The following is a 14,420-nucleotide window of genomic DNA, read 5'->3' on the forward strand; positions in this document are numbered from 1 at the left end:
GGCTATAATTCTAAAAAACAAATGAAAAGAATTATACATTGAAAATAGCATTTATAGGCGATATACTAGGTCAGCCCGGACGTATTATGTTGCGGGATTATCTGAAGAAAATAAAAGAAGAACACAAAATAGATTTTGTCATTGCAAATTATGAAAATGCTTCTCACGGTTTTGGGTTGACACTCAAAAATGCAAATGAACTCTTCTCCTACGGCATCAATGTTATGAGCGGAGGCAATCATACCTGGGATAAAAAAGAGATTATTCCTCTTTTAGATACGCATGAACTGCTGCGGCCCCATAATTATCCTGAGGAAGTACCGGGAACCGGTTTGCGTATTTATGATATAAAGGGTGAAAAACTTGCTGTCCTTAATATAATGGGGCACTATGCAATGCCCTATACCGACAATGCCTTTCGCTGTGCAAAAAATACGGTTGAGGAGCTGCACACGCAGGAGATAAAAAATATTTTTGTTGATTTTCATGCTGAGGCTACAAGTGAAAAACGCGCACTGATGATGATGCTTCAGGGAAAAGTAAGCGGAATTATCGGGACACATACTCATGTAGGCACTGATGATTTTCAAATTGTAAACGGTACGGCATATATGAGTGATATAGGGCTTACAGGGTGCCGTGACAATATTATAGGCATGGACAAGGATGTTCCTGTAAAACAGTTTTTGACAGGTCTAAAAGGGCATTTTGATATTCCAAAAAAGTGTAAAAAAATTCTGCAGATGGCTGTCATGCAAATCAACGACGGCAAATGCAGTGAAGCATATAAACTGAAAATTTTTGATGACAGCAGAGTGATTAGAACCGAGGCATGGCTGGATTAGGCGGCAGTTACTCTGTAGTAGTTGTCATTTGCAATATAGGTATTGATAAATTTCTGTTTTAAAAGAGTGTTGCGTTGTATGTTTTCAGGCTGTTTGACCTCTTGTGTTAACGCTGTTTTGGGTTTTTGCGCAAGAGAAAAATAGTGAGAATTTTCACTGTAGGCATTCTGGGCACTGCTGATTTTTTTTATTTTTTCAAATTTTGTTTTGGCATACTCTTTTTTGGGTGTATTTTGCTGTTGCAGTAACTGCTGGTTGTGTAATGACTTATAGTTTGAAATATAATTGAGTGGTATTTTTACAGAAGAAGCAACAACTTTTTCAAGGCTTTTTGAGAATACTTTTTCTTGCTCTTGAGAGAAATTGTCTCTTTCATTTTGCGTATTTTTATCTATTTTTGATGTGTGCTTGTTTGGTATATATGTATTGTATGATGAAACAAACATCTTTTTTCCCTCTTCAAAATTTCCGCAATTGGTCTATTATACCATAGAATCTTTGATATAATTATAAAAAATATTAAGGCATATTTATGAGTGCAAATATAGTAATAGTTGAAGATGAGGAAGATTTGCTCGAACTGTTGGAATACACCCTGGAAAAAGAGGGATTTGAAACAATAGGCTTTTTAAATACAAAAACAGTTGTGCAGATTTTAGATGAAGAAGATATAGATTTACTTATAATGGACAGGAACCTTCCCGGTGTTGAAGGAAGTGAGTTTGTTGCAAAACTACGTGATGAGGGGCTTGATATACCCGTTATATTTTTAAGTGCAAAAGACAGAGATGAAGATATTGAGAGTGGCTTTTTGCGAGGCGGAGATGATTACATCACGAAACCGTTTAATATGAAAGAATTGGTCCTTCGCATCCGATCTGTGTTAAAAAGAACTTCAAAAAAATACAATAATTCAAAATTGCTTTTTAGAGATTTACTGCTTGACAAAAGCAGCAGAACATTACATGTAAACGGAAAACCTGTTGATGTGACAAAGCTTGAATTTGACCTTTTAAGTGAATTTATCTTAAATAAAAACAGTGTACTTGACAGGGATTATCTGCTTGAAAATGTTTGGGGTGACAGTGAAAACCACCAGTACAAGACTGTCAATGTTGCCATCAACAGGCTCAAAGAGAAGATAGACCCGGACAAGTCAAAAGACTATATACAAACAGTTCGCGGAGTAGGGTATAAAATATGTTAACAAATTGACATATTTTTAGCTTTCTTGATTTTTCTTGGTTATATTGTTGCTCTTAGGAGTAAGAATGAGAGATTTTCGAACGATTATAGAAGTTTTCAAAGAGCATATTGCGAATGGATCAAATACGAAAGTATATGATAAGGATGTGGCAAATTTACTAAATATTTCCCAATCAAAATTTGCAACAATCAAAAAACGGAACTCTACCCCTTTTGTTGAGATATTAGAGTATTGCCATCAAAAAGATTTGTGCTGCAGTGAAATTTTTTTTGATTCAAATATATCTTCTTTTCCTCTCTAAAATATCTTATTTTTAGTTTTTAAAGAGAGTATCATCAAACTTTCATCTACATAGCGGTTAATTTTTGCTAAAATAGATTAAATAATTTTAGTAGGGTTTAATGGCATACTCAGAATCAGATACTCGCTCGAAACTAATCGACCCCTCCATCAAGGAAAGTGGTTGGTTAGAATCAAATATAGTAAGAGAATATTATTTTACCGATGGGCGAAAGCTTATAGGCGGCAAACGCGGTAAAAGATACTTTGTTGATTACCTGCTTACATATAAAAATACCAACCTAGCCATCATCGAAGCAAAAGCCGAATCAAAAGACCCACTCGATGGATTGCAACAATCTATAAATTATGCCCAGCGATTAAAGATAGACTTTGTCTATACAACAAACGGACATAAAATCTATGAACATTCTCTTATAGAGGGAAAAGGTAAGTTTATACAAAACTATCCAACTCCTGATGAACTTTTTTTTAGAAAATATGGCAAACAATCTGCTAAAGCAAAAGATGTAATCACTCACCCTTTTTACATTGAGGGGACGATGAAACCTCGTTTTTATCAACAAATTGCTGTGCAAAAGAGTATAGAAGCTATTGCCAATGAAAAGAGAAGAATTTTGTTGACTCTCGCAACCGGAACAGGCAAAACTTACATAGCTTTTCAAATAGCATACAGATTATTTCAATCGAAGTGGAATAAAGACGGAAGCGATAGAAGGCCCAAGATACTTTTCTTGAGCGATAGAAATGTACTCAAAGACCAATCTATGAATACATTCAATCCACTTGAGAAAGATTGTGTTGAGATTAACGGAAAAGTTATTAAAAAAAGAGGTGGTAGAGTGCCTACCGCTGGTAACATATTTTTTGCCATCTATCAATCTATCGCAGAAAATAAAAACAGAGTTGCAGATATGAGTGAGGAAGAGCAAGAGGACGATGTGTACGCCTACTATAAACAGTATCCAGCTAACTTTTTTGACCTTATCATCATAGATGAGTGTCATCGTGGCAGTGCAAATGATGAAAGTTCTTGGAGAGATATACTCAATCATTTTGGCAGTGCTGTTCACTTAGGTTTAACAGCGACACCAAAAAGAGATGATAACGGAGATACTTACAAATATTTTGGAGAACCTATCTATGAATATTCTCTCAAAGATGGCATAAACGATGGTTTTTTAACACCTTACAAGGTAAAGAGAATTCAAACCAATATAGACGAGTACAGATTTGACCCTAATGACATCATAACAGGTGAGTTAGAGAAGCAGATAGTAGAACTAGAGCAGTTTGAAAAACAAGTAGTCATTCCAAAACGGACTGAACTCATCGCAAAAACCATCCTGCAAAATATGAACCCTATGGATAAATCTATAATTTTTTGTGTGAACCAAAAACATGCGCTTGATATGAAAATTGCAATAGACAAGTTCAAAACTGTTAAAGACAATAACTACTGCGTGAGAGTAACCTCAGATGAGGGTGACATCGGTCGTAACTTTTTAGAGATGTTTCAAAACAACGACAGAGATATACCTACACTACTCACCAGTTCAAAAATGCTTACAACAGGTGTGGATGCCAAAAATGTGAGAAATGTAGTTTTAACTGCTCCTATAAAATCAATGACAGAATTTAAACAGATAATAGGTCGAGGAACGAGAGTTTATGAGGGCAAAGATTTTTTTACCATTATGGATTTTGTCGGAGCGACCAATCTTTTTTATGACCCTGCGTGGGATGGAGAAAATGTACAAGAAGAAAGAACGCCAAGAACACAAAAAGATAAGAAAAACGGTGAAAATGATGACACCCAACCAACAGAACCACCTGAAGGTGAGTCGCCAAAAAATGAAAAAGTAACCATAGATATACAGGGTAAAAAACTCAAAGTTATCAACATAGAGACCACTTATGTCGGTATGGACGGAATCCCTTTAAAAACAGAGGACTATTTAGAACTTCTCATAGGAGTCCTTGGCAAGTTTTACAATGATGAAGATGGACTCCGTAGTATTTGGAGTAACCCAACAAATAGAAAAGACCTGCTCAATAAACTAAAAGAGATGAACATCGATGAAGCACAGTTAAATGACCTCAAAATAATCTTTGATGCAGAAAATAGCGACATATATGACGTACTCGCCCACCTCTCTTTTAATCTTAATATTAAGACAAGAAGTGAAAGAGTCTTTGCAGTAGAACACTCAGAGTTTATAGAAAAACATCACAATGAAAAAGCCAAAGAGTTCATGGAATTTATACTTGAGAGATACAAAAAAGACGGCGTAAAAGAGCTTGATGAAGACAAACTAGGAAAGTTGGTTGATTTAAGCGGGCTTGGGAGTGTGAGAGAAGTTGCTAATAATTTTGGCGGAATTGCTGAGATGAGAGATGAGTATTTTGAGTTGCAGAGGGAGATTTATAGATGAATGAAGTTATAACAGCCCAACAAATATTACAAGGTGCATATGTTAGTCCTACTGATAGACTTAAACTCATATCTGCTGATGATTGGGAAATATTTACAGAAGAATGGCTTGATTTAAAAACAAGTACATATATAAAAACAGAACGGCTTGCTGGTGCAGGGGATATGGGAAGAGATATAGTTGCATATATTACTGATCCAAGAAATAATCCGCAAAATTATCAATGGGATTGTTATCAGTGCAAGCACTATGACCATCCTCTAAGACCTTCTGATATTTGGATGGAATTTGGAAAAATCATCTATTATACATTTAAATCCAAATATCCAATTCCTGCAAAATATTATTTTATTGCCCCGCAAGGAATAGGTACTAGTTTAAATAAATTATTACAAGATCCATCTAATTTAAAAGATGAACTGAAAAAAAACTGGGACAAATATTGCAAAACAAAAATTACGGATACAGAAGAAGTATTACTAGGAGATGAGTTATTAAATTATTTTGAATCATTTAACTTTTCTATTTTTGATGGTATTGTTCCAAAAGTTATTATTTCAGAATATAAAAATCATGAAAAATATTTAGTTAGATTTGGAGGTTCTTTGCCACCAAGACCTATTGTAGATATTCCAAGCAAAATAGAAGATTTAAGATATATAGACCAACTTGTAAAATCTTACAATACCAATTCAACTGATGAAATTTTAAATGTAGGTGATATATCGTCAGCATCACATCAAGGGCATTTTGAAGATGCACGAAAAAGCTTCTATAAAGCAGAAGAGTTAAGAATGCTAAATAGGGATAGTTTACCTGATGGTATCTTTGAAAATTTAAAAGAAAATATTTATGATGGTGTTTCAAGTAAATCAAGAGAAGAATTTGATGATGGGTATAAAAAAGTACTTGCTATTGAAAGTGAAGCAGGTAAAATACCAATTGAATCAAATCCCCTAAAAGATGCTTGTCAGACTATTGATAAAAAAGGTTTATGTCATCATTTGGTGAATGATGAAAAATTAACATGGGTAGAAGATGAGTAAAGTAATAAAAGTTTTTAACAATGAGTTAGAAATGGGACTTAGGATATTGGTGATTTTAGAAATAGTTTATCCAAAAAGTTATGATATCGAAATGATAAATTATTATGATTATTTTATATTGCATACAAAAGATATAGGTGGAGATGAGAGTCTACATGCTGATGTACCAAATAGATATGGTGAGCTATCAGTAAAAAGAGAATTAATAAGAAATACCACAAAGTTACTTTTATCAAGAGGGCTGATTGATGTTGAATATTCCCAGAGAGGAATAGAATATAAAGCCAGTGAAACAACTTCCCCTTTTTTAGTAAACCTTGAAGAAGAATATACTGAAAAACTTAAAGAAAATGCAGCTTGGGTACATAATAAATTTAAGATATATAGCTTTGATGATTTAAATAAATTTGTAATGGACAACAAGAATAAATGGGGTACAGAAAACCCATATTGTACGATAGGATTAATAGATGAATAAATATGGTTTTATTATAGAAAAGTTAGAGCTTTTAGGGGATAGTGTAGAAACAGTTTCTATTGAGTTTAAAAAAGGCTTGAATGTTATTTATGGTCCTTCAGATACAGGTAAGACTTTTATATTTCAATGTATCTCCTATATGTTAGGAGCAAGTAAAAAACCCAAAAAAATCCCTGAGGCTTCAAATTTTAAGAAAGCAAGAATATATATAAAAACGTATTTAAATAAGTCGTATAGATTAGAAAGAGCACTTAATGGAGGAGATTTTGAGTTATTGGAGAATGAGACAAATAATAAAATCATTTTGAAATCTAAAAATGATAAGCAGAGTCCAGATGAAACAATTTCAAAATTTTTACTTAAATTGTCCAATATTAATGAGAAGGAAGTTCTCAAAAATAAAGAAGGTAAAAAGCAGATTATTTATTTCCAAGATTTACTTAAATATTTTCTAATAGATGAAGAGAAAATTATTACAGAAAGATCTATAATAGCGGATAAACCAGAAAGAGGTTTCAATGGCTTAAAAACGTTTGAAGAAAATGTGTTTAAATTTTTATTGACGGGTCAAGATGATAGTGATATTATTGTTGCTTTAAAGCCAAAAGATGTTCAAAATAAAACTGGAAAATTAGAAGTATATAATGAATTAATTAGTCAAATTGATGCACAACTAAAAGATATAGATTATAAAAAAGTTGATGAACAAATAGAAAAATTAAATATGACTATATCTAATTTTAAAAAGGAAGAAATTTATTTATCAGAGGAATTAAATCAGCTAAATAGTGAAAAAAATAATCTTACAAAGAAAATAGATGAAGATAAAAAGTCTTGGATAAATTTTGATGAAATATTAAAGCGTAGTTCTATTTTGAAAAAGCAATATGCTAGTGATATTGCTAGATTAAAGGCAAATATAGAATTAGGGACTATATTTCCTGAAAAAAAGACTTCTTGTCCTGTATGCGATAGTTCCATTTCAGAAAATATTGATATTGAGAAATTGATATTGGCAACTGAAAGTGAAATCACTAAAACATCTAAACTTTTAATAGAAGTAGAAAAAAGTGAATCTATTTTTATTAAAGATAAAAGTAGTATTGAGAGTAAAATTAAAGATACGGAGTTTAAACTAAAAGCAATTATTCTCACTATGGAAGAAAAAGTAAATAATGAAATAAAAGATATACTCTCTAAAATAGAACTATATACAGATAAAAGGGAAGAACTTTCTAAAATTAAACTATTGAAAAATAATCTTGATAGTTATGTATTTGAACGAGATAAAATTCAACTTGTGATTGATACAAATAAAAAAACTAAAAAAGAAACAAATTATGAAAAACTAACTATAACCTTACTCGACCCAATTATTACAAATATTAAAACTATTCTTACAAGTATTAATTTTGAAAATATTGAAAGTGCTAATATTGGATTTTCAGAAGAAAATTTAGATATTTTTATAGGTCAAAAAAACCGTAAAGATTATGGAAAAGGATATAAAGCTATATTATATGCTGTTTTTATAATCTCTATATTAGAGTTTTTAAGGACTAAAGATTATCAAATTGGATTAACCGTTATTGATTCTCCATTAAACCCTTATAAGCCAGATGATAAAGATGATAATGGACAAGTATCAATAAATTTAGCTGAGGAGTTTTACAGATATTTAGCTGATAATATTATTGAAGAGCAAGTTATTCTTATAGAAAACACACAAATACCTAATGATATAAGAGATAAAGTAAATTATAAAATCTTTACTAAAGAGAATGGTTTTTTACCTAAGGTAAGTATAAATGATGATTAAAAACCTACCCCTAAAAACCAACCCAGAAACCCAAACAGTCCTAAAAAAAGCCATTTCGGCTAACCGTGCTTTGGCAAAGCTAAACGGTACGGCTAAAATCATTCCAAATCAAAACATTCTTATAAATGCTTTGGTTTTACAAGAGGCTAAGGATAGTTCGGAGATAGAAAACATCATTACCTCGCATGATGAGTTGTTTCGTGCCGGGCTTGATGTAGAGTCGGTTACACATGCTACAAAAGAGGTGCAACACTATAGAGAGGCACTTTTAAAGGGGTATGCGATTGTAAAAGAGAGTGGTTTGCTGCTCAAACGTGATATAGTGCAAATTCAAGGAATTTTAGAACAAAATGATGCAGGGGTTAGAAAACAGAGTGGAACAGTACTGAAAAACCAATCTACCGGAGAGGTGGTGTTTGAACCACCTCAAGAGTATGAGACTATACAAAAACTTTTAGACAATCTTGAGAAGTATATCAATGAAGAAAATGAGATTGACCCACTTGTAAATATGGCGATTATTCATTATCAGTTTGAGAGTATCCATCCCTTTTATGATGGCAATGGTCGTACTGGCAGGATTATAAATATCTTGTATCTTATGCTCAAAGGCTTGCTTGATGTGCCTATTTTGTATTTGAGTTCTTATATCATTCAAAATAAAGCAGACTACTATAGACTACTGCAAGAGGTGAGAACTGAGGAGAAGATGGAAGAATGGATACTTTACATGTTGGACGGAGTAGAAAAGACTTCACAAGCCACAATCATTCTCATAGAAGATATAGATAAACTCATAAATGAGAGTAAAATTAAAATCCGTGAGGAGTTGCCAAAAATCTACTCTAAAGATTTGGTTGAGATTTTATTTATGCATCCTTACACGAAAATAGAGTTTTTGGTAGATGGTCTGGGTATCACAAGACAAACAGCATCTAAGTATTTAATCCGTTTAGAAGAGATAGGCATAGTAACAAATATACAAATTCAAAATAGTAAATTTTATATTAACAATAAGCTGTTTAACAGGTTGAAAAAAGGAATATAACACTATGTTAAAAGAAGTGAAAAATATTAACATAGCTTAAGACCTATGTTAAAAAAATCAAAAAAAGTTAACATAGCTTTAAAACTATGTTGAAAAAACTAAGAAATCACAACATAGCTTTGCGCTAAAAGAAAGGTAAAATTTGGAAAACAAAATAAACAGAATAACAGACATACTCCGCAGGGATGATGGAATCAGCGGTGCTATGATGTACACAGAACAGATATCGTGGATACTTTTTTTAAAATTTTTAAATGATTTAGAAGATTCTAAGGCTGATGAAGCACTTTTAAACGGGCAGGATTATACTTATATACTTGATGATAAATACAAGTGGAGTTCTTGGGCTTGTCCTAAAAAAGATGGCAAGATTGACCTTATCAATGCCAAAAGCGGGGAAGACCTTTTAGAATTTGTAAATAAGGAACTTTTTGTCTACCTTAAAGGGTTTAAATCTATTACCCAAGACCCAAAATCTATAAAATACAAAATCGGTGCTATCTTTGAATTTTTAGATAATCGCATCGCTAATGGGCATACACTTCGTGAGGTTTTAGACATCATTGATGCTATGGACTTTCACAATCAGGCTGATTTGTTTCAACTCTCACTTATTTATGAAAAACTGCTTAAAGATATGGGAAGTGATGGCGGTAACAGTGGGGAGTTTTATACTCCTCGTCCGCTTATTAAAGTTATTGCTGATGTTGTTAACCCACAAGTCGGGCAAACTGTGTATGATCCGGCAGTCGGTTCATGCGGGTTTCTCATAGAAGCATATAATCACATGAGATACACCGATGTTGCAAAAAACGAACAAAGAGAACTCTCCACCGAACAGTTAAAGTTTTTAAATGAAGATACATTTTTTGGAAATGAAAAAACTCCACTCTCTTATGTAATGGGTGTGATGAATATGATTTTGCACGGCATAGAATCTCCAAACATTGCAAAAACGAACACGCTTACAAAAGACATCAGAGGGCTGGAAGAAAAAGACAGGTTTGACTGTATTTTGGCAAATCCTCCTTTTGGCGGAAAAGAGAATGATTCCATCCAGCAAAATTTTCCTATAAAGTCTAATGCTACTGAGTTGCTGTTTTTACAACATATGATGAACTACTTAAAACTTGGTGGAAAGTGTGGTGTGGTTATTCCTGAAGGTGTGCTGTTTCAAACAAACAAGGCATTTGGTGCAGTCAAAAAAGAACTTTTAGAACGATTTAATGTGCATACTATCCTTAGTCTTCCAGCAGGAATATTTTTGCCTTACAGTGGTGTGAAAACAAATGTACTCTTCTTTGACAGAAACGGAAGTACCTCAGATATATTTTACTACGAAGTTAACCCGCCGTATAAACTTACAAAAAACAAACCTATTCAGTATGAACACTTCAAAGAATTTTTAGAGGTGTGGGAAGACAGAACTCTTACAGATAACTCTTGGATAGTTAATATAAATGACATTAAAGAGTTTGACATCAGTGCTAAAAATCCTAACAACATTGAAGTAATAGAGCATAAATCACCGATAGAGTTGGTTGAAAATATAAAAAGTAATAATGAAGAGATAAACACTTTAATGAATGAAATTGAAACGATTTTAATGGGAAAAGATATTGAATAAGTTCAATACCCTCGGCTATATCTCTAAGTATATAGGCTTACGAGGGAATTTCGTTTGTATTATACAAAAAATGGAGTCTAAAGTCAAATGAATGATATTCTAATAAATAAATATATTACATCAAAACGATTTGCCATTTATGATACTTTAGAACTTTATGATAGTAATCTAAAAAAGGCAAAACAATCATATATTCCCCTTTCTGTTTTAGAGGTTAGTTTACGAAATAGCATAAATAGCTTATTTGAAAGGTTTTATGGTGCTGGATGGATTGTAAATGAAGCACAATTCTTAAAACACAAAGAGATAGAAAAAATAGAATCTGCAAAAGATAAAATAAGAAAGAATCATGAAGAAATTACTCAGGATAAATTAATATCTGAACTTTCATTTGGTTTTTGGACTGCACTTTTTCAATCTGCTTATAACGATAAGATGAGAACAGCCTATCTTAAACAGATATTTCCAAACTTACCACCAAAAAACAGAGAGTTAATAGATAGAAAAAAAATATCTGCAAAGTTAAACCACATCAGAAAGTTTAGAAATAGGGTTTTTCATCATGAAAATATTATAAAAGATGAGTTTGTAAACATAGAGAGTGAGATATATGAGATACTAAGCTATTTTGATGATGAAGTGTGTGCATTTGCAAAGAGGGTGAATAATGAGTGAGTTATATGAGCTTCCTGAGGGCTGGGAGTGGAAACAGTTAGATGATATATCTAAATTAATTGGTGGTGGAACACCGAAAAGAAATATGAATGAATATTGGGATAATGGGAATATTGTATGGTTATCTCCAACAGATTTGGGAAAAATAGGAGATATAATTTATATTTCTGATTCCAAAGATAAAATTACTCAACAAGGATTAGATAAAAGTTCAGCAAAACTTTTACCAGTCGGAACTGTCCTTTACAGTAGCAGAGCGACTATTGGGAAAATAGCAATTAACACAATTGAAGTATCTACAAATCAAGGCTTTACAAATTTTATATGCAATGAAAATTTAAATAATCGATATTTAGCATATATTTTAAGTAGATTTACACCTGAAATTACTTCATTATCAAATTCTACAACATTCAAAGAAGTTAGTAAAACAAGTTTAAAAAAGTTTCAAATTCCTCTCCCTCCACTCCAAGAACAAAAAAGAATAGTTGCAAAACTAGATACTCTTTTTGAAAAGATAGATAAAGCAATAGCCCTGCATCAAAAAAATATGGATGAAGCTGATGTTTTAATGGGAAGTGTTTTGAATGAGGTTTTTGGAGGGATGGAAGAGAAGTATGGTAAAACACAAATCTTATCTGTAATGAAAATAAATAATCAGACACTGATTCCAGATGATGATAAAATGTATAATTATATAGGTTTAGAAAATATTGAGTCCAATAGTGGAAAACTCGTAAATTATGCACCTTCTATTGGAAAAGATATAAAAAGTAGTAAAGTTAATTTTAAAAAGGGAATGGTTCTTTATGGTAAATTAAGACCATATTTAAACAAAGTATGGATTGCTGATTTTGATGGAATAGCTACAACAGAAATTTTACCATTTTTGCCAATTGATAATAACTTGAGCATGAAATATGTAAAACATTATTTTTTATCTCCAAAGTATTTAGCAAAAGTTATGAGTAATTGTAGTGGTGCACGAATGCCTAGATTAACCACTAAGTTTATCAAATCAAATGAAGCATATATTCCTGTGCCTTCTTTAAACATCCAACAAAAAACAGTAGCCTACCTAGACAAAATCTCACAAAAAATAGAAAAACTAAAAGCAGTGCAAAAAGAAAAAATGCAAAGTCTGGTGGCATTAAAGGCTTCCATCTTAGACCAGGCATTTAGAGGGGAATTGTAAAATCAAAATTATGCTGTTTTTTGATTAGATTTTTGACTGAACAGTGACCTTTTTTGCCTCAAACATCTCTATCGCCTTTTGGATCATCGGCTCTTTTGTGATGTCTGTGCCGTTTGTTTCATCTTGCACAGAAGGCTCGTCACAGTTTGTCACACAGCTTGCAGCACCGCCTGCTTCAATGTCCTCGACGGTAGAGCCGCTTTGCATTTCGGGCTGTTGTTCGACGGGTTGTGATGCCTGTGTCTGTGGTTCCTCTTCTGTTTCTATCTTCGTGCAGGCAACTCCTTTTATTTTTGTCTCAAAATTAAAGGTTTCACGAACAAGCTGTTTAATGACCGCATATCCGTGTTTGAGCACTTTTTTACACTCTTCGTCCGCACAACTCTCCCACGTAAGTATGTTTTTTTCATAGGAAACAAAGCGAATGTTTTTTGTAAAACACTCACCAAGTGCATAGTTTCTGTCTGTGATTCTTTCTATGAGCGTTTGAAAAGTGAGAAGATGCTCATTTGTCGGTATTTCCTGCGTATTCTCTACAGAGGTTTCTTTTGCGACTTTGCCGTTCATCTCAGGGGTAGTTTCCTGCATTTTTATTTTTACAGGAGAGGAGCTTTGCACCTCCTTTTTCTCTTCCTGTGATACAATAATTTCAGGACGTTTCACATCTTTTTCAAAAGATTCTATCATCTGATCAATTTCCCGTATTTTAAGCGCTTCTATCATCTTAAAAAATATCATCGAAAGCACAAAGGAACCATCGGCATTAATGCTGAAAAGATATTTTGATTCACTCAGTATTCTAAAAAATCTGTCAAGTACCAGTGTAGAAAAAAGAGCATCCTGATTATACATTTTATCTTTGAGATAAGCGATGAGTTCGTCTACAACCATTTCACTTTCGTAATCTTCCAGTTCTTTTGTATACTCTACCAGCCGTGCATAGTCTTTTGCAAAAACAGTATCGAAAAGTTTACTGATAAATTTTGGGTCAACCAGTCCGAGCATATCTGTAACGGTACGAACATCAACATGGTTTTTTGAGTAGATTATTGCCTGATCAAGCAATGTCAGCGTATCACGAAGACTTCCGCTCCCGCTTCTTGCGAGAATTTCAAGCGCCTCTGTTTCATACTCTATCCCCTCAAGTTGCAAAATATGGGCAAGATGATCAACGACCTTGTTTGTGGCAATACTTTTAAATCGAAAATGCTGTGTTCTGCTTAAAATTGTTGCAGGAAGTTTGAGCGGGTCAGTGGTTGCAAGGACGAACTTGACATATTGGGGCGGTTCTTCAAGTGTTTTAAGCAGGGCATTAAAAGCCTCTTTTGTGAGCATATGTACTTCATCAATAATGAAGATTTTATATCTGGCAACGGCCGGTTTGTATTTTGTCTGTTCTATAAGGTCACGAATATCGTCGATTTTACGGCTGCTTGCCCCGTCCATCTCTATGATGTCCATATGACGATTCTCTTTTGCCATTACACAGTTGGAACATTTGTCACAAGGTTTATGGCTCATTCCTTCTTCGCAAATGAGTGCTTTGGCAAAGATACGGGCAGTTGAAGTTTTTCCGCTTCCGCGCAGCCCTGAAAACAGATAGGCATGAGAGAGTCTGTTTGAATCAAGTGCAAGTGAGAGAGTCTGTGCTATCGTCTCTTGACCGATAAGTTCATCAAAGTTTGACGGACGATATTTTCTGGCTAAAACTTCATGCGCTTCTTTCAAATTCATACTCCAAATTC

13 protein-coding genes are annotated in these 14,420 nt (G+C 33.2%); 11 read left to right on the plus strand and 2 right to left on the minus strand.

What is annotated here, in order from left to right; translation table 11 throughout:
* Window positions 1–38 precede the first annotated feature (38 nt).
* The gene (locus tag MNY28_RS07855) at window positions 39–845 is read left to right on the plus strand and encodes a TIGR00282 family metallophosphoesterase (protein ID WP_346389448.1); all 807 of its coding nucleotides are present in this window, start codon (window positions 39–41) and stop codon (window positions 843–845) included.
* Here MNY28_RS07855 and MNY28_RS07860 read toward each other — a convergent pair.
* Window positions 842–1,291, minus strand: coding sequence for a hypothetical protein (locus MNY28_RS07860; RefSeq protein WP_151900897.1), 450 nt, complete (start codon window positions 1,289–1,291; stop codon window positions 842–844). The two genes, MNY28_RS07855 and MNY28_RS07860, sit on opposite strands and share 4 nt — an antisense overlap.
* An 86-nt stretch (window positions 1,292–1,377) precedes the next feature.
* Between MNY28_RS07860 and MNY28_RS07865 the strand changes: the two genes are divergently transcribed.
* The 10 genes from MNY28_RS07865 (at window position 1,378) to MNY28_RS07910 (ending at window position 12,675) form a co-directional block, all read left to right on the plus strand.
* Window positions 1,378–2,052 carry a response regulator transcription factor gene (locus MNY28_RS07865; protein ID WP_346389449.1) on the plus strand — a complete coding sequence of 225 codons (675 nt, stop codon included), beginning with the start codon at window positions 1,378–1,380 and terminating at the stop codon, window positions 2,050–2,052.
* A gap of 64 nt (window positions 2,053–2,116) precedes the next feature.
* Window positions 2,117–2,353, plus strand: a complete 237-nt coding sequence (locus MNY28_RS07870; protein ID WP_346389450.1) for a hypothetical protein — start codon at window positions 2,117–2,119, stop codon at window positions 2,351–2,353.
* A gap of 100 nt (window positions 2,354–2,453) precedes the next feature.
* Window positions 2,454–4,787, plus strand: coding sequence for a DEAD/DEAH box helicase family protein (locus MNY28_RS07875; protein ID WP_346389451.1), 2,334 nt, complete (start codon window positions 2,454–2,456; stop codon window positions 4,785–4,787).
* Window positions 4,784–5,833, plus strand: a complete 1,050-nt coding sequence (locus tag MNY28_RS07880) for an ABC-three component system protein (protein ID WP_346389452.1) — start codon at window positions 4,784–4,786, stop codon at window positions 5,831–5,833. The genes MNY28_RS07875 and MNY28_RS07880 overlap by 4 nt, the downstream gene beginning before the upstream one ends.
* On the plus strand, window positions 5,826–6,311 hold the full coding sequence (locus MNY28_RS07885) for an ABC-three component system middle component 2 (RefSeq protein ID WP_346389453.1): 486 nt from the start codon (window positions 5,826–5,828) through the stop codon (window positions 6,309–6,311). The genes MNY28_RS07880 and MNY28_RS07885 overlap by 8 nt, the downstream gene beginning before the upstream one ends.
* Entirely contained in the window at window positions 6,304–8,130 is a 1,827-nt protein-coding gene (locus tag MNY28_RS07890; protein ID WP_346389454.1) for an AAA family ATPase, read from the plus strand. Before MNY28_RS07885 ends, MNY28_RS07890 begins: the two co-directional genes overlap by 8 nt.
* Window positions 8,120–9,178: a Fic family protein gene (locus tag MNY28_RS07895; protein ID WP_346389455.1), complete on the plus strand. Its 1,059-nt coding sequence runs from the start codon at window positions 8,120–8,122 to the stop codon at window positions 9,176–9,178. The genes MNY28_RS07890 and MNY28_RS07895 overlap by 11 nt, the downstream gene beginning before the upstream one ends.
* A gap of 142 nt (window positions 9,179–9,320) precedes the next feature.
* Window positions 9,321–10,805, plus strand: a complete 1,485-nt coding sequence (locus tag MNY28_RS07900) for a class I SAM-dependent DNA methyltransferase (protein WP_346389456.1) — start codon at window positions 9,321–9,323, stop codon at window positions 10,803–10,805.
* A gap of 87 nt (window positions 10,806–10,892) precedes the next feature.
* The gene (locus MNY28_RS07905; protein WP_346389457.1) at window positions 10,893–11,480 is read left to right on the plus strand and encodes an Abi family protein; all 588 of its coding nucleotides are present in this window, start codon (window positions 10,893–10,895) and stop codon (window positions 11,478–11,480) included.
* Complete coding sequence (locus MNY28_RS07910; protein ID WP_346389458.1) at window positions 11,473–12,675, plus strand: restriction endonuclease subunit S; 1,203 nt, start codon at window positions 11,473–11,475, stop codon at window positions 12,673–12,675. Before MNY28_RS07905 ends, MNY28_RS07910 begins: the two co-directional genes overlap by 8 nt.
* Before the next feature lie 24 nt (window positions 12,676–12,699).
* Here MNY28_RS07910 and MNY28_RS07915 read toward each other — a convergent pair whose 3' ends face one another.
* Entirely contained in the window at window positions 12,700–14,409 is a 1,710-nt protein-coding gene (locus MNY28_RS07915; protein WP_346389459.1) for a DNA polymerase III subunit gamma/tau, read from the minus strand.
* Window positions 14,410–14,420 lie beyond the last annotated feature (11 nt).

The organism is Sulfurimonas sp. NWX367 (assembly GCF_039667065.1).
GTDB lineage: Bacteria > Campylobacterota > Campylobacteria > Campylobacterales > Sulfurimonadaceae > Sulfurimonas > Sulfurimonas hydrogeniphila.